This window comes from Gluconobacter sp. P1C6_b (assembly GCF_018811945.1).
Classification (GTDB): domain Bacteria; phylum Pseudomonadota; class Alphaproteobacteria; order Acetobacterales; family Acetobacteraceae; genus Gluconobacter.
Map to the genome: position 1 here is coordinate 1 of NZ_JACRVU010000038.1, position 16827 is coordinate 16827.

Sequence of the window (16827 nt, forward strand, 5' to 3'; positions counted from 1 at the left end):
AAACGACCGTTTTTGGCATCCGGCAATTCTCTGTTGCAAAAGGAAGGTCATACTGCCTCGTCAGTGGCGGGAGGGGTCTCGGAAGAGAACAGTCGTTTGCCAGGTGTGCCGGGCGGGATGTCTTTTCGTTTCAATGGGAAAGATCTGATCAACGATACCATGACGTATGAAGTGGTTGATCGGCATGTGGCAGACGATTTGGTAATCGAGTTTGGGAAGCTGAGTTTTACGGAAGGGCCTTCGTCCCCAGTAATGGTTGATGGGGAATGAAAACGAGTTTCCCTGAAGGTGCTCAGCCGGTTGAGCGACATGAGAGAGGCTTCGATCTGGCGCAGGCTGGCCATGAGGGCTGGACCATAGAGTACAATTACGGCACGGGCGCTCGGCTGCGCGGGATAGGGCAAAGCGATCTGGGTGCGTGGTGGCACGTTGCTCGGGCTGCTGCGCATGGCTCCCGGTATCATTGCGCGGCTTTGGCAGAGCTTGCTCATGAAGAACGTCTGGCAATCGAGGTCCAGTGCGGCCCGACTGGAATACCGTTGCTGTGACGCATCTATGAAATTGCAGCAGGGCTTAATGCAGGCAAGGGACGGACAGCACGGCGACGCATGCGTCGCCGCTTCTTTCTTTGTTCAGTTCGGATTTCGATAGAAAATGGTAGTGTCCTCTCTTGCCGCGTGGCGTTCCATAAGAGCGCGTCACCTTGCGTTTGCGACGGTAGGCGGAACGCTCCTTTTTGGAGGGGCCGCAACCATTCCTCTATCTGTGGAAAATCAGGCTGTTCTTGCTGTTGCGGGTGTTCTTGCTTTTTTTGTCGTAGATAGAGTGCGCAATGAAAATGCGGCGATTATTCTCAAACTATTATCGCTATTTGTTTCTCTAAGATATTTTGTCTGGCGTCTCACAGAAACGGTTGAATTCGAGGATTTTGCTCAGGCTGCCTTAAGTGGAGCTCTTATATTCGCGGAATTTTTCGCGGGGATCATGCTTGTCTTAAGCTACTTTCAGACATTGCACACGCTTGAACGCAAACCAGCCGCCTTGCCAGACAGGATCGAGACGTGGCCTTCTGTAGACGTCTATATTCCAACTTATAATGAGGACCTGCAGATAGTTCGTATGGCAGTTCTGGCCTGTCTGGGGCTGGATTGGCCGGCAGATCGACTGAACGTTTACATTCTGGATGATGGGCATCGAAGTGAGTTTTTCGAATTCGCGCAAGCCTGTGGCGCGGGTTATATCGCGCGTGCCGATAATGCTCATGCAAAGGCTGGCAACCTAAATCATGCTCTTTCTCTTACCTCTGGTGAATACATCGCAATTTTCGATTGCGACCATATTCCCGTGCGCGCTTTTCTACAGTCTACAATGGGATGGATGATCGCTGACCGCCGTATAGGTCTGATTCAGACCCCTCATTACTTTTATTCTCCTGATCCCTTTGAACGAAATCTTTCAGAAGGTCTTTCCGTTCCTCCGGAAGGCAATCTGTTTTACGGGCTACTGCAACCGGGGAATGATTTCTGGAATAGCGCATTTTTCTGCGGTTCGTGCGCGGTACTGCGGCGGACGGCTCTGGAGGAGATTGGCGGGGTCGCGACTGATACCGTGACAGAGGACTGCCATACGGCATTAAGGATGCAAAGGGCAGGCTGGTCCAGCGCCTATCTGCGTCTCCCCCTGGCCGCCGGACTGGCAACGGAACGTCTTATCCTTCATATCGGTCAGCGCGCACGATGGGCGCGAGGCATGACGCAGATTTTTCGTGTGGATAATCCGTTGTTCGGACCAGGTCTGACGTTTGCTCAACGGCTCTGTTACCTGTCCGCGACGATGAGTTTTCTCTTCGCGATACCGCGTCTCATCTTCCTTCTGGCGCCGCTTGCATATCTCTTTTTTGGAGAAACGCTGATAGCAGCCTCTCCCATGGCTCTCGCTGTCTATGTACTGCCCCATTTTTTCCATTCCGTCGCAACAGCGTCTCACGTCCAGAGAAACTGGCGATATTCCTTCTGGAGCGAAGTCTATGACATCGCGCTTGCGCCATTTATTGCCCCAATTACTCTCATGACGCTGATTTTCCCACGACGGGGCCGCTTCAATGTGACCGACAAGGGCGGGCTGGTGAAGCAGGAATATACGGATATGCGTGCCATTTGGCCGCAGATCGTCATTCTGATTCTGCTCTGTGCAGCGGTTATTTCCGGGGTGTGGAGAATTTTTTTCAGACAGCATGATGTTATGGTTTTGAATGCGTTATGGACGACATGCTTCTGGGCCGCACTGAATGCTCTTTTGGTTTTTGGGGCCATTCTTGTCGGGCGGGAAACGCGTCAGATCAGGCACAGTCCCAGACTTGCTGCTATATTCCCGCTGACGCTGGATTTGCAGAATGGCCTTCTCGTCGAAGGCATCACGATCGATGTCTCACGAGGTGGGTGCAGAATTCACGTTCCGCCTGAATACGCTAGCCAGCTCAGGCCAGATATGACAGTGCGCCTCTGCCTGCAGCTAGATGAGCCGGAAGTACTCGCAAGAATTGTACTTGTTGAAGAAGATGAGGTCAGCCTGCGCTGGACTCCTGTTTCCCCGCGGGAAGAAGCGGTGATTGTACGGTTCATGTTTGGCCGGGCAGACGCTTGGCTTGGCTGGGACAACTATGCGCCGGACCGTCCGCTACGGAGCGCATGGCTGCTTCTGCGCTGTTTCGGGAGCCTTTTGAAACGGGATGAGCCTGCTGCCTATGCAGAGCGCGACAAACGAATTCTGAATGCCGAACAGCAGGCGAAAGATTTTGCCGCTGCCCGCAGGAAAAAACGTGAGAGAATAGTGCTGCGCCCTCTAAAACAAGGTTCGACGGCCCTTCTCCTGATCATCGGTCTGATGACGGGTATTGCGATGAGCGGGGAGGTTTACGCTCAGGCGCTGCCTTCTTCGCCCGTGGATGCTGGAGACAGTGTTCCTTTACCCGATATCGGTACTAATACGAATGCACCGGCGCCGGTCATTTCTTCGATCGCAGGCGCAACGCCGCAAACCTTTTCGCTCATGTATTTCGGAACTCCCTCGGTTCTGCGGATGTTGCCCTGGGCTTCCATTCAGGGGGTCAATATCTCCGTCCCCTCGTCTCGTCTTGTTACAGGGGCACATCTCGTCCTGAGTGGAGCTTTTTCACCCCAGCTCGTCGCCATGGGCGGAGCCATTACGATACGCTTCAATGATCAGTATGTCGGAACGATCACCATGGATCGCTCTCGTACTGTGTTCGATGCGATCAGTTTCGACATTGATCCTGTGCTTTTTACGAAAAAGAATACCCTGACCTTCTCTTTGGGAAGTGGCCCGTCGGATCACGAGACGCCGGCTCTGTCTCAAAAAACGGTCGATATATGGGCTGAAATAAGAGGCATGTCCTCTCTGACGCTGACGACCGTACCCCTGCCGCCGCAGCGTCACCTTAACCGTCTTCCCGCCCCCTTTCTTGATGTCCATGCTGTTGATCCCGTCGTGCTGCCATTTGTGCTTCCCGATCATCAGTCTCCGGCCGATCTGCGCGGCGCTGCGATCATGGCAGGCTGGTTCGGGAAGATCACTGATGTTCGACATGTCTCGTTTCCTGTCAGCAGATATCTCCCGGCAAGTGGCAATGCGGTGGCTATTGCTCCAGTAAGTCTGCTGCCGTCGGGACTTCTTCTTCCGGCATCTGTCAACGGGCCATTTGTAGCCGAAGTTGCCAATCCCAAAGATAGTAACGGAACTGTACTGGTTATCACGGGGCGTACCACAGAAGAGGTTCAGGAAGCGGCGCGTGCAGTCGCCTTTCTGCCAGAAGCACTTTCCGAGAATGCGTCACAGGCTGTGAGCGCGCCAGAAGCCCTGGCCAGAAGCCCTTATGACGCACCGGCGTTCATACCGACAAGCCGGGTAGTACGTTTTGGGGAACTGGTCAGTGATGCTGCGCTCACTGGCCATGGGTACGTTCCTGGTACACTCAGTATCCCCTTCCGTGTCCTGCCTGATCTCTATACTTGGCGGGATAAGCCATTTCTCGCCGAAGTCGGGATCAATGGGCCTCTGGAAGCAATGGTCGATCTGGATCGCTCCCATGTGGATGTGAGTCTCAATGGTCTGTATCTGCGGAGCTACTCCTGGAGAGCCCCCACCCTTCTGCCCCTGTGGGTCTCCCGCTATTTCCCGTCGATTTCCGCCTTGCAGCAGGACCGGATCAAACTCCCGGTCTGGGGCGTCTATGCGCAGAACCAGCTGGATTTCTATTTCAGTGGTCGTCCGGCTGAAAATACACAGATTGCTGCGTCCGGGCAGGACATCACGGTCAGTATTGATCCGGACTCTACGCTTGATTTCAGGCGGGCATATCACTTTGCCGTCCTTCCCAATCTCGCAATGTTTGCAAACAGCGCTTTCCCCTTCACGCGCCTTGCCGACCTTTCCGAAACGGTCATCTGCCTGCCGGACCAGCCCGATACGGCGGTAACAACGGCCTTTCTGGACCTGATGGGCACCATAGGTTCCTATACGTGGTATCCGGCAGACAAGATGACCCTGATCGGCGAGAGCGCACTGGCCTCTGCCAAGACCTTTCCCGATCAGGACGTTCTGGTGCTCGGAACACTTGGCCTGGGCAGGTCATACGCATCACTTTTAGCTGCAACGCCTTATACTCTTGAAAATGGCAAGCTCCATTTCCGGCAGAGAACAATGCTGGATGGTGTTCGATATTTCTTCACCGATCTCGCAGGAAACGCCGTTTCTGACACCGGCACGGTAAAGCTTCAGGGCGCACTCAGTCTTCAGAGCGGCGGAGCGCTCATTGCGGCACAATCGCCTTATGCGTCGCATCGCTCGCTTGTCATGATGCTGGCGGGGACACCGCAGGGGCTGGACGAACTGGTCCATGCCATGCGTGATCCGGAAAAGCAGCGGGGAATTCAAGGGGACCTGACAGTTGTTAATGGCAGTCATGTCGTCGCATCCCGCAATGGCATCTCCTACACCGTGGGTAGCCTCCCTTTCTGGGTGAATATCGAGCGTATCTTCCGTGAGCATCCATTCCGTATCATTGTCGCGGCTGCCGTCGCCATTCTCCTGATCGGACGTAGCCTCCATAAGGCTGTCATATATCAGGCTATGCTGCGCAAACGTGTCATGGATGCGGTTCAATTCTCGGATCAGGGCGTCTAGGCACGATGAAAGTCCCTTTTCTGTCGCCTCGGCATAAGTCTGTCCTGTTTCTGTCCAGTCTGTCGCAATGTGCACTCTGCTGGTGGCCAGGAGAGGTACAGGCCCAGAAGGCCACGGCTCTCCCGGCAACACAGGATGGCCAGGGAAGCGTTGTCGCGCTTTTGTTGAAACAGACACGATACTGGCTCGACCGGAACCAGTATGACTGGGCGGCTGAAACACTGGCGCAGGCACGCCAGATAGCGCCTCAAAATCCGGACGTTCTGGAAATCGAAGGGGAGTGGGCGGCTCAGAAAGGGGATGTTGAAGCCTCGGGAAAAATTCTGAAAACTCTTCAGGGAAGCAATCCGGAGACGGCACAAAAGCTGGATTCCGTCATGAGAGGCAGTCTTGTCTCCGGCCCTCTTCTGGATGAGGCACGAACGCTGGCCCGTTCAGGGAAAGCGACAGAAGCCGTGCGTATATACAAGCGTCTGTTTCCAAACGGGCCGCCTGATGGATACGCGCTGGAATACTATCAGGTGATGGCCGCAGCCAAGCCATTGCGAAACGAAGGCATTGCCGGACTGCGCTCACTTATCCGTACCAACCGGAACAATATTGCTGCCCAGATTGGTTATGCTGAATCGCTGACCTGGAGTGAGGAGACACGCTCTGAGGGAATGGAGCGGTTGCAACGACTGGCAGGTGTTTCAGCTCTTTCGGGCGAACAGCGAGCTTCCGTTAGACGGGCGTGGCGCACAGCGCTTTACTGGCTTCCTGCAACACCTCGCAGCATGCCGTTCTACGATGCCTTTCTGTCGGTATTTCCACAGGACCGTGGCGTACTGGAACAGCGCAGCCGGGCGGAGCATGCACCGAGTGAAGAGTTGGCCCAGATCCGTACCGAGGGATTCCAGGCTCTGGATCATGCCAATCTTCAGCAGGCGGAGCGTGACTTCAATAATGTGCTCCTAACCCATCCGGACGACGCTGACGCCGTAGGAGGCCTCGGGCTCGTTCGTCTGCGACAGGGACGTTCCGACGAAGCCACGACACTTCTGAACCGTGCATCGCAGCTGAATCCGGCTGAGGCCGCACGCTGGACGCAGGCTCTCGCTGGCTCGAAACTGGCTGGTACTTATCACAGGATAGACAGTCTGATTGCCGCGGGGCGTTATGCCGAGGCACGACAGCTTGCTGTCGATACGCTGGAACTGGCACCCGATCAGACGGCGCTTAAAGTCAAACTCGCAGATATGGATCGCAGGCAAGGGCGAATGGCTGAAGCCGAGCGGGGCTATCGGAGTGTGCTCGCTTCAGAACCTGGCAATATTGCCGCGCTTCAGGGGCTGAGTGGACTTCTGGCATCGGATGGCCGGGTGACCGAGGCTCAGGCACTCGCGCGACGTATCCCGGGTATGGGAAACCGTTTCCTGCACGACATGCGTGCGGCAGATCTTCAGGCAGAGGCGAGCAGGGCGGATAACGCCGGAGAAAGGGTCACTCTGCTGACCTCTGCCCTGTCGGAAAAACCGGATGATCCGTGGATCAGACTTCATCTGGCTCAGGCTCTTTTGCAGTCTTCCCGGCCGCAGGAAGCGCAGGAGGTCATGGAGCCTCTCCTGTCGACTGCGGGTCATCTGACTGTGGAACAGTTACAGGCCGCCTTGTTCTTCAGCAGTCAGGTTAATGATTTTGACAGGATCAGGCAGCTTCTTCGAACATTACCTTCCCAGGCCCACACGCCTTCCATCAGGGAGGTCGAAATGCGTCTCGAAGATCATGATCGCATCGCTACTCTGCCGTCGGATGACACTGATGCCCGCTTCTATGTCCGCAGACTGGCTGACACCATGAGCGATCCCACCGGGGTGAGAGGCACGGGCGTTGCAAACCAGTTGATTGGTGCCGGCAAGTCAGCTCTTGCCGTATTCTTTCTTCGAAGTCTCATGTCTTCTTCCTCCCATCTGACGCCACAGCAGAGGCTGTCATATGCGGGCAGTTTCCTGAGCCTTCGCAAAACAGATGAAGCGCGGCATCTGATGGAAGGTCTTGTCGGTGCGCACCTGACTGCCGAAGAGGAGCGCGAGCGCCAGGACATTACAACAGGCCTGGCTGTAACGCGATCGGATCAGCTGAATGCAAAGGGCGATCAGGTCGAGGCTTATGAAGCCCTCAGGCCTGTTCTTGCGGAAAATCCGTCTGACACGTCAGCCCGTATGGCCCTTGTTCGCCTGTATGAAGCCCGCCAGGAGACCGCAAAGGCGGACGAAATCATACGCGCCGTTGTCAATCGTGATCCGGACGATCTGGAAGCCAGGCTTGCACTGGTCAGGCTGGAAGCTCAGGCTGGTCAGAAAGACGAAGCCAGAGCCAATGCCGACACTCTTAAGCAACAGGCGCCTTCTGATCCCCGTGCATGGATTGCAGCCGCCCGTGTGGCTGAGATGGATGGGAACTGGCAGGAAAGTCTTGAAGACCTCGTGCAGGCAAGAGAACTCCGAAGCGCGCAGGTTCGACGGACGGATGGATACCTGGCTGAGGACGTTAATCCGTTCCGACAGCAGGAGCATGGCAAATCCGAGATGGAGCAGGATCCGATGCTGAGCGGCATTCAGGAAGATGAAAGCCGCGTCAGCCAGACCTATGCTCCGACTGTGGATCTTACCCCCGAGTTTCTGGGGCGTTCCGGAACCGGCCTGACCAAACTTTCCCGTGCCGATCTGAAAATGGAAGGTGCCATGACGGTTGGTTCAGGACGGCTGGGTATTATTCTTGATCCAACAGTACTCGCGTCCGGCACTGGAAATCTCGATTATCGCGAGGGACTGTGGCAGACCGGAACGACAGCCGTAAACTGTGCGCCTTATCCCGTCACGAGTTCCTCCTGCTACAGTGATGCGATACGTCGTCGCTCGGCTTATGGCGTGGGTACGAACCTTTATTATTCCCTTGGCTGGTTCAAGGGAGATATTGGCACGTCGCCGCTTGGCTTTGCCGTGACCAATATTCTGGGTGGTATTGAACTGACCCCCCGGATCGCCCCGAACCTGACATTCCATACGACGCTGGAACGGCGTGCCATCACTGATAGCGTCCTGTCATACGCTGGAATGCGAGGGGAGGGCACATGGGGCGGTGTGATCAGAAACAGAGCTCATGCACAGTTCGAATATGGAGATGATGCCTTCTCTCTCTATGCCGGCGGCGGCGGTGCTTACATCTATGGTCGTAATACCCAGTCCAATGTCAGTTATGAGGCAGGGGGCGGGGGCAGCCTCCGTATCTATGACGATGGCATGAACAAGGTTCATGTTGGCGCGGACGTTGACTGGTTCGGGTATAATAATAACCAGTTCCTCTATACTCCGGGAAACGGTGGCTATTTCTCTCCTCAGTCTTTCTTCTCCCTGACCATACCCGTGCGTTATGCCGGGCATAAGGGATTGTGGGACTGGGCTGCATCCGGCTTTGGCGGCTTTCAGGCCTATCACCAGCGCAGCACGCTGCTTTTCCCGCTCAACAGCAGCTATCAGCAGCAGGCGGCAGCCTATTACGCCGCCGCGCAATCCTGTGCCCTACAGCAGACGCTGGCTGCGGCAGATGGATCAACGACGACGCCCTGTGCCGGTGTTTCTACCAGTGTGCTGAACCAGTACAGCGATCGCGATCCCGCGAAATCCTCGTCTGGAATTTCAGGCGGCATAGAAGCGCTTTTCTATTATCACATTACCCCTGACCTGAAGGTCGGTGGTCATTTTCTCTATCAGAAGTCGGGTCCCTGGAATCAGACAGATGTGAACCTGTCGGTTCACTACGACTTTTCCGGAGTGCATTGAGTGACCGTTGATTTTACGCTGCTGCTTACAGAGCTTGCCCGCGAATTTGATCAGCAGGCCGGGTCTGAGGCCCGGGACAGCTTCCTCCACAAGGTTGGGCGCCGGATTGGCCGCCGGGCAACTTTGCCGCCATGTGGGACGCTGCTCGACCTCGAGTTGGAAATGAACGTCCAGCTTGCAACGCTGGGCTGGGGGCAGACGCGCCTTTCCCTTGACGAAGCGCAGGCGAGCCTTCGGCTCACCCATGAGGGGCTGCCATCACTGGGCAGTACGGGCACTCCGCCAGGAAGCTGGCTGACAGCGTGCCAGGCAGGTCTCTACGAACAGTGGCTGATGGACCAGCCCGATGCAGCTGAAGACTGCCGGATAAAATGGGATCCACAGGCCCCTTCCAGCGCTCCCGGAAGTCTACTTTTCGAGTACGGAAAATGAACAGAGCCACTATCGCCCGCTCAATGCGTCGGAAAGGTTGAGCGCATGTCACAAATTCCATCCGACATCGCTTCGCTGAGCAACGCAATGGGAAAGCCGGATTTCAGATACCATTCGTTCGATAATGTCGCTCTCATTCCACAGACACCTTACGTGACACCGGCTGAGAACGAAGCAGAACATGCTGAACCATTGGGACAGTCCCCAGATCTGGCAACGGCTTTACCTCATGCCGTGACCAGCAAGGCAGACGCAGTTCTGACGAAAGAGAATTCACTCACGGACGTCGGTAGCATTCAGCTCTCCAGAGTATTCGCGATTTTGGATCGGAACGGGAGCACAGGCGTCACACCCGCAAAAAAACTCAACGAGATTTTTCGCTGAATTCCCCAAGCGAGACAGTACCTGACAGGATATATGCAGTGAAAAACAGAATGTGTGACCCCGCCGTACCAGCCGCTTCATTCAACAGGCGTACGGTGATGAAAGGAGTTTTTTATACTTCGCTTCTGGCCGCGACCGAATCATATGCTTTTGCAGCGACGGCAGATGCGTTGTGGGAAGAGTACAAGCGGCGTTTTATGACCTCCGACGGGCGTATCATCGACGCTCATGATGGTGTCGCATCCCATAGTGAGGGGCAGGGATATGGAATGCTCTTTGCGGTTGCGTTCGATGATCAGCCTTCTTTCGACAAACTCTGGAACTGGACTGCCACCACGCTCCGCAGGCCACAGGATGCACTTTTCTCCTGGCGGTATATCAGTAATGCCGTTCCTCATGTGCCTGACCATAATAATGCTACGGACGGTGATCTTCTGATTGCCTTTGCCCTGACTCTGGCCGCACAGAAATGGCATCGGTCATATCTTCTGACGCAGGCGAAGAAAATCTATTCTAGTGTCCGGGAAAAACTTCTCGTTAATTTTAACGGTCGTCTTGTTCTTCTTCCAGGTCTTGCGGGCTTTCTGCTGCCCGGCAAGGTTACGCTGAACCTGTCCTATTATATTATTCCGTCAATGCGGGCAGCACGGGACCTTGACGATGCAGAGGCATGGTCGCAGGCCATTGATGACGGAATGGATCTGCTCAGGCAGGCACGTTTTGGTAAATGGGGCCTGCCGCCTGACTGGATCACGCTTGGTAAGGACCAGGACACGCCAGAGATCGCTTCGGGCTGGCCCCCCCGGTTTTCTTACGACGCAATCCGGATACCTTTATACCTTCAGTGGGGGGGCATGCTGGATCCGGAGCTTGCGAACCCGTTCGTAAGCTACTGGCACGCTTACATTTCAGGCGTGTTGCCCGCCTGGATAGATCTGAAGACAGATGAAACAGCGCCTTATGGGGCTCCCGAAGGATTTCACGCCATTGGTGGGGCTTGCGGGTTCGAGAACGGTTTCGTTTCCGTATTGAGGGGAAATATTGATTATTACTCTGCTTCCCTCGTCCTGCTCTCGAATATCGTTGCGACACGAAGGCTGCGCTAAGGCGGCACGCCACGGGATCACCATCACATCTGAAAACTCATGCGGATGCTGCTGTTGCAGTTTCTATCCCGCAGGTCAGACCATAATTTTACGGAAAATCATTTTATGACAATTGCTTCCGGTGAAGTACAAGAGCCGCCTATTGCCCAGAAGGAGTGGGAAAACCTGATAGCACAGACGCCTGAACATGTGCGCGAGACCGTAGCCGAAGTGATCGACAGGCATGCGAAGGACTGTGTGCAGCGGTTTTATGAAGTCCTCCTGGGCAACGCTGATGCAGCACCCTTCCTTTCAAACGAAATCGTCGACACGCGCCTTCGGGTGGCACTGGTGCGTTGGCTGAAGGAGCTTTTCTCTCATGATGCGCCTGACGCAGCTAACCTTGTACAGACTCAACAGCGGATTGGTGCGGCGCATGCGCGTATTCAGATCCCGATTCATGTGGTGATGCACGGAGCACGTCTCCTGAAAAGAAAACTGCGCATGTTCATTCAGTCGCTTGGACTGAATGGATCGGAGTATTCCATGAGCACCGCATATGCTGAAGACATGATCGATATCGCAATCGAGGTGATGAGCCTCGAGTTCGTAAAGGGAACGCGAAAGGAAGTGGAGGTCAACGAGGCGTTTCGGCTTATGTCATTAGGAAAAGACATAAGCCTTGAACGAGAGACACAGCGTGCCGCATTGCTGGAATGGGGGCAGTCTTTTCTTCTTGATATTTGTTACGGGGGAGATTCATCCAGCACTCTTTCAGACTCTGCGTTCGGTCTCTGGCTGAGACATAAGGGGAGTGTCCTGTTTCAGGGAGCGCCAGAAATCGACGTCGTCTCGAAGGCCGTGGAACACGTTGATAACGAGCTTGTTCCTACGCTGGTATCCAAACGGCCTGTGTCGCCAAAGGCCATCAAGGCTCTCCAGGGTGCGCTGGAAGAAATCCATTACATGATGGACCAGCTTTTCAAGACGGCCGAAGCTGTGGAGAATGGTCGTGATCCGCTCACCCAAACACTAAGCCGACGCTTTCTGCCTACCATTCTGGGTCGAGAAGTCTCTCTTTCTTTAAGGCGGAACGTCCCTTTCAGTGTCCTTATGGTGGACATTGATCATTTCAAATCCATCAATGATCAACTCGGGCATGTCGCTGGTGATTCCGTATTGCGATCTGTCGCTAAAATCCTGCTCGCGCAGTGCAGGATGAGTGATTTTGTTTTCCGGTATGGGGGAGAGGAATTCCTTGTTCTGTTGACAGAAACAGCAGAGGAAAAAGCAATTCAGATTGCTGAACGTATTCGCGAAGCGATTGAGCGGAGCTCTGCCTTGGCGGTTAATGGAAACGATATTCACGTGACGGCATCATTCGGCATCGCCACATTTGATGGCCACCCTGATTATCGTTACCTGATTGAAGACGCGGATCGAGCCCTTTACCTTGCCAAGGCTGCAGGTCGAAACCGATGGCATGTCAGCAAAGGAAAACATCCTCAGTGAAATGGATTGCCAGGGCAGGTGGGCAAAAGATCTGATCCATGCCCTTGTGGCGGAAGATTGAAGAAACTCCTGAATGACAGGAGGCTCCCGTTATATCTCCCGGTCGCTCGGTGAACTGTTGCGTGAGCCGCCCCTTACATTCAGGAGATCTACACGATGTAACGTAATTATTCCTGCGGCCGGTGTGAGGCCGCAGGAACGAACGTTATTGTTTATCCAATGCAAAAGCGATGACGTCGTCTCCACGATCGGGAGACTGTCGTGCACCGCCAACCGAGATGACGATGTATTGGCGATGCGTCGAGGGCGAGACATAAGACATTGGACCGCCCTGGCTACCAACGGGCAGACGGGCTTTCCAGACCTCTTTTCCTGTCGCGCTGTCAAAAGCACGTAGATAATAATCCTGTGTTCCCGCGATGAAGACGAGGCCACCTTTCGTCGCGAGTGTTCCCCCCAGCGTTGGCATGCCGATTGGCATTTTGGCATGCATCTTGATTCCGAAGGGACCCGTATCCTGCACTGTGCCAACCGGGACTTGCCAAACGATTTTGTGCGTCCTCATATCGATTGCAGAAAGCGTCCCGAAGGGCGGTTTCTGACAGGGGATCTGCAGCGGCGACATAAAGCGGTTCTTCACGACAGAATACGGCGTGCCTCCAAGCGGCACAGCACCCATCCCGGCATTGATCGCTTCGCCGCCACTGGCCGATCCGGTTTTGCCTGTTTCGACCTTCTCACTTTGTCCCGCTGAGGGTGTGGGGGCTGGGGCCGATGTCTTGACCATCCGCACCCACAGACCGAGGCGCATGTCATTGACGAAAATATAGTGGTGATCGGGATCAGTGGAGATGCCGCCCCAGTTCATGCCACCCAGTGAGCCGGGAAAGCTTAGCGAAGTATCCGTGCCTGGAGCCGTGAACAGACCCGTGTAGCGCATGGAGCGGAAGCTGATCCGACAGGCAAGTTGATCGAATGGCGTCGCGCCCCACATATCCGCCTCGCTCAGCGGGCCAGCGCCGATCTGTGGCATGCCGACCGAGACGGGCTGGGTGGGGGAATAGTGTTCATTCGGAATATCGGCTTTGGGCACGGGGACTTCCTTGACGTCCGTCAATGGTTGGCCCGTTGCCCGATCGAGAACGAAGATTTGCCCGGATTTGGTGCCGAAGACAACCGCTGGGCTAGTGCCATGGGCCGTCGGCACATCAATCAACGTGGGTTGCATCGGGATGTCAAAATCCCACAGATCATTATGCACGGTCTGGTAGACCCAGCGTATACGGCCTGTCGTTGCATCCAAGGCGAGGATGGAAGTGGCGTATTTATGGTCTTCCGGTGTGCGATTGGCACCCCATAGATCCACGGATGAACTACCCATCGGTATAAAGACCGTATTCATTGCCGCATCATAGGACATCGGCGCCCAGGAATTTGCGGAGCTCCGCCGGTAGGTCTCTCCTTCGGCTAGTTTGTGGTTCGGATCAGGATTGCGAGCGTCAAAAGCCCACCGAAGGGTGCCGCTGATGACATCATAACCGCGAATTACACCACCGGGCATATCGGTTTTGACGTTGTCAGCAATGCGACCGCCAACGATGACAGTCGTACCGGCAATGGTGGGGGGTGAAGTAACCTGATATTGCGGATCCGGAGCGGTGCCGAGCCCTTCGAGCAGATTTACGGTACCATGGGTTCCGAATTCTTGACAGTACTCGCCCGTCTGGGCGTCGATAGCGATCAGTCGGCCATCGGGAGTATTGGTGAAAAGACGCTTGTCGCACGGAGCCGTCGGATCGTGAGAGATCGGTGCAGGTGCGGAAAGAGCGTTGGTTGTAACCGGGAGAGAGGCAGAGGCATCGAAATAGCCAAGCCCTCGGCAACGCTGCCATATCTTCGACTGGGAATTGACATGTGCTTCCCAGCGCTTGCTACCGCTATCCGCATCGACGGCGATGACATTGTTATGCGGTGTGCAGAGAAAGAGCGTGTTGCCGATCTGCAGGGGCGTTTCCTGGTCTTCCGCACCATTTCCTCCGGGACTGATTGGAATATCTCCCGTGTGGATGGTCCAAGCCTGATGGAGACGGGAAATGGTATCGCGGTTGATTTCCGAAAAAGGAGCGAAGCGCGTGCCAGCCGCCGTGCGTCCATACGCACTCCAGTCTCCAGTGCCGTCTCTGGTGCTGGCGAGTGGCGCTTCTTGCGTCGGGCCCGCGACAGGGGCATGTGGAATGAACATCTCGGCGAAAGCCCCAATCAGACCGATGCACGTCAAAAAGCATAGTCCATAAGACGGACCACGGAGTGGCGTCTTACCGCTGATTTGGCGCAGATAGGGCAGAAGAGCAAAGAAAACGAGCAGGAAGACGGACGGCACAAACAGTCGGGAGATCAAGGGCCAGAAATCAATGCCCGTTTCGCCGAATGCCCACAGTACTGTCGTAATGTAAAAAATCATGAAAAGAAGAAAAGCGAGCGATTGCCTCCGCATTAAAAACCAGGCAGAGGTGAGAAGCAGGATGCTTTCCAGGGCGAAATAAGGACTGCCGCCAAGGACTAGCAGCCAGATACCACCACTGAAAAAGTAGAGCCCTGTGACGAATAGGGCGATTGCCAAAAGCCAGGCTAGGAGAAGGGCTGGCCGACTGGAGGGTTGGTCGATCGAATGCAAGACATTTCTCCTGTTCTGCGGCAAAGGAATCCGGCCGCCTTAGATCGTTCAGACTAACTAGATAGTCAGCAAGCGAACGCATAGGACACCCAACCAGCCAAACCAAACACTACTCACGCTTTGAGACCCTCAATTCACCGTGATAGAATAATGGGGTATTTTTCCTATATGAACGAAACCTCCCTAAGCAATTGAAGGTACGAGAGAATTAACGAATGAGTGATGATCCTCCCTTTCTGCGGGATGCAGACCAGACACGGAAAAATATTCTGGAAGTCGCATTGAAAGAATTCGCTGAATACGGTCTGGCGGGCGCGCGGGTAGATCGGATCGCCAGGGGAACCCGTACAACGAAAGGTATGATCTATTACCACTTCGGAGATAAGGATGGCTTGTATAAGGCCGTTTTGGAGAAGGTTTATCCTAGTCTTCGTTCAGATGAGGAGCATCTTGACGTACGCAATACTGACCCGGTTGAAGCATTGGAGCGTATTATCGATTTTACTCTCGACTATCACGAAAAACACGAAGATTTTGTTAGAATCGTGATGATCGAAAACATAAATAAAGGTGAACATCTGCGAAAAACGGGAATTGATAGCACTGTAAGCTATAGGATTATGATGGTAATAGCTGATATTCTGAATCGTGGAATGGCTTTGGGTCTATTTAAAAGAGAAATAACCCCTGTGGACTTGCATATTTTCTATACGTCTTTTTGTTTTTATCGCGTCGGCAACCATCACACTGTGTCTTCTGTTCTCGGAATCAACATGCTTAGTGCGCAGAGCTGTGCACGACACCGCCGTATGGTGAAAGACGCCGTCATCGCTTATCTGGCGTCGTCAGACTGAATTTGCCCCTAAATGAGTGGTTGAAGCAGACATAATTTCCCAAAAGTGTGATTTTTCCGGCCGGTATTTTTAAACTATTCGCTCGATTTCCGAGCTGACTGTCTAGTCAGTCAGAACTGAAATGCCATGAGAGGAATAGTGGATGTTTCATTCTTGTGGTTCTGCTGCCGCTAAAAATGCTTTTTCGGTCGCATGTCTGCTTGGCCTGTTGGCGGTGTCCGCACACGCGGTGCCTCAATCCGTCACGGGGAGCGATCCTGTTCAAGAGCCCGTACAGGCGGCTCCGGGGGATGTGCAACTGGAAGCAAAAGGTAAGGCTAGTCGCCCTTCAGGGGGCGTAACGCCTTTTAGCAATAAAGCTTTAGGAGACCCTTTTGGCGCTCGGAGCTGGTTATTCGATCACGGAATTGATCTGACGCTGACCTATCTTACCGAAACGCTGGCCAATGTAGCCGGCGGCCGGCGTTCGGGGATCGCCTACGATCATCAGATTACGATGGGAGTCGATGTAAATCTGCAAAAGCTGATTGGAGCGAAGGGATTGAGCTTTCGCATGCTGGGCGTTCAGCGTGCCGGGCGAGATGTGGCGAAAAATTACGTTGGCAATCTGACACTGAGAGGTGGTCCCCATTTTTCGGACAGGGCGATAAGCTATCATCTGGCCTGAACGAGGACGGGTTTTATGGGCAAGGTTACGCGGAAACGGTATGCGGCAGAGTTCAAGTCACGGGTTGCGCTGGAGGCGATCCGTGGGGAACTGACGCTGGCGGAACTGGCTTCGAAACATGGGGTACATCAGACGATGATCGCCCAGTGGAAACGGCAGGCGATCGAGGGGATGGCGGCGACCTTTTCCGGGAAGA

The 16827-nt window shown here is 54.5% G+C and carries 12 protein-coding genes; 11 read left to right on the forward strand and 1 reads right to left on the reverse strand.

Translation table 11 applies throughout. The features are described from left to right. From KP701_RS15200 to KP701_RS15235, 8 genes are all read left to right on the forward strand, one after another. The coding region (locus KP701_RS15200) for a hypothetical protein (protein WP_215747797.1) at positions 1–270 on the forward strand (270 nt) is incomplete at its 5' end. Continuing rightward, positions 267–548, forward strand: a complete 282-nt coding sequence (locus KP701_RS15205) for a hypothetical protein (RefSeq protein WP_215747798.1) — start codon at positions 267–269, stop codon at positions 546–548. The genes KP701_RS15200 and KP701_RS15205, both read left to right, overlap by 4 nt. Positions 549–654: 106 nt before the next feature. Then, on the forward strand, positions 655–5202 hold the full coding sequence (gene bcsA, locus KP701_RS15210; protein ID WP_215747799.1) for a UDP-forming cellulose synthase catalytic subunit: 4548 nt from the start codon (positions 655–657) through the stop codon (positions 5200–5202). A 5-nt stretch (positions 5203–5207) separates the two neighbouring features. Then, entirely contained in the window at positions 5208–9023 is a 3816-nt protein-coding gene (locus KP701_RS15215) for a cellulose synthase subunit BcsC-related outer membrane protein (protein ID WP_215747800.1), read from the forward strand. After that, positions 9024–9455 carry a cellulose biosynthesis protein BcsD gene (gene bcsD, locus KP701_RS15220; protein ID WP_215747801.1) on the forward strand — a complete coding sequence of 144 codons (432 nt, stop codon included), beginning with the start codon at positions 9024–9026 and terminating at the stop codon, positions 9453–9455. It begins immediately after the preceding gene. Positions 9456–9500: 45 nt separating this feature from the next. Next, positions 9501–9839 (forward strand): hypothetical protein, encoded by a 339-nt coding sequence (locus KP701_RS15225; protein ID WP_215747802.1) that lies wholly within the window; start codon positions 9501–9503, stop codon positions 9837–9839. Between the two features lie 98 nt (positions 9840–9937). Next, positions 9938–10945, forward strand: a complete 1008-nt coding sequence (locus tag KP701_RS15230) for a glycosyl hydrolase family 8 (RefSeq protein ID WP_215747803.1) — start codon at positions 9938–9940, stop codon at positions 10943–10945. Positions 10946–11050: 105 nt separating this feature from the next. Beyond that, entirely contained in the window at positions 11051–12436 is a 1386-nt protein-coding gene (locus KP701_RS15235; RefSeq protein ID WP_215747804.1) for a diguanylate cyclase, read from the forward strand. Positions 12437–12641: 205 nt separating this feature from the next. Here KP701_RS15235 and KP701_RS15240 read toward each other — a convergent pair whose 3' ends face one another. Beyond that, positions 12642–15110, reverse strand: a complete 2469-nt coding sequence (locus KP701_RS15240) for a membrane-bound PQQ-dependent dehydrogenase, glucose/quinate/shikimate family (RefSeq protein WP_215747805.1) — start codon at positions 15108–15110, stop codon at positions 12642–12644. Positions 15111–15325: 215 nt separating this feature from the next. On the opposite strand from KP701_RS15240, the gene KP701_RS15245 reads away from it, so the two are divergent. From KP701_RS15245 to KP701_RS15255, 3 genes are all read left to right on the forward strand, one after another. Next, entirely contained in the window at positions 15326–15964 is a 639-nt protein-coding gene (locus KP701_RS15245) for a TetR/AcrR family transcriptional regulator (protein WP_215747806.1), read from the forward strand. Positions 15965–16106: 142 nt separating this feature from the next. After that, on the forward strand, positions 16107–16631 hold the full coding sequence (locus tag KP701_RS15250) for a carbohydrate porin (RefSeq protein WP_215747807.1): 525 nt from the start codon (positions 16107–16109) through the stop codon (positions 16629–16631). Between the two features lie 15 nt (positions 16632–16646). Then, the coding region (locus tag KP701_RS15255; protein ID WP_148707727.1) for a transposase at positions 16647–16827 on the forward strand (181 nt) is incomplete at its 3' end.

Excerpts from the sequence above, each read along its gene's own strand:
- KP701_RS15205 (WP_215747798.1), top strand. The coding sequence starts at position 267 with ATGAAAACGAGTTTCCCTGAAGGTGCTCAGCCGGTTGAGCGACATGAG.
- bcsA (WP_215747799.1), top strand. The coding sequence starts at position 655 with ATGGTAGTGTCCTCTCTTGCCGCGTGGCGTTCCATAAGAGCGCGTCAC.
- KP701_RS15215 (WP_215747800.1), top strand. The coding sequence starts at position 5,208 with ATGAAAGTCCCTTTTCTGTCGCCTCGGCATAAGTCTGTCCTGTTTCTG.
- KP701_RS15225 (WP_215747802.1), top strand. The coding sequence starts at position 9,501 with ATGTCACAAATTCCATCCGACATCGCTTCGCTGAGCAACGCAATGGGA.
- KP701_RS15230 (WP_215747803.1), top strand. The coding sequence starts at position 9,938 with ATGAAAGGAGTTTTTTATACTTCGCTTCTGGCCGCGACCGAATCATAT.
- KP701_RS15235 (WP_215747804.1), top strand. The coding sequence starts at position 11,051 with ATGACAATTGCTTCCGGTGAAGTACAAGAGCCGCCTATTGCCCAGAAG.
- KP701_RS15245 (WP_215747806.1), top strand. The coding sequence starts at position 15,326 with ATGAGTGATGATCCTCCCTTTCTGCGGGATGCAGACCAGACACGGAAA.
- KP701_RS15250 (WP_215747807.1), top strand. The coding sequence starts at position 16,107 with ATGTTTCATTCTTGTGGTTCTGCTGCCGCTAAAAATGCTTTTTCGGTC.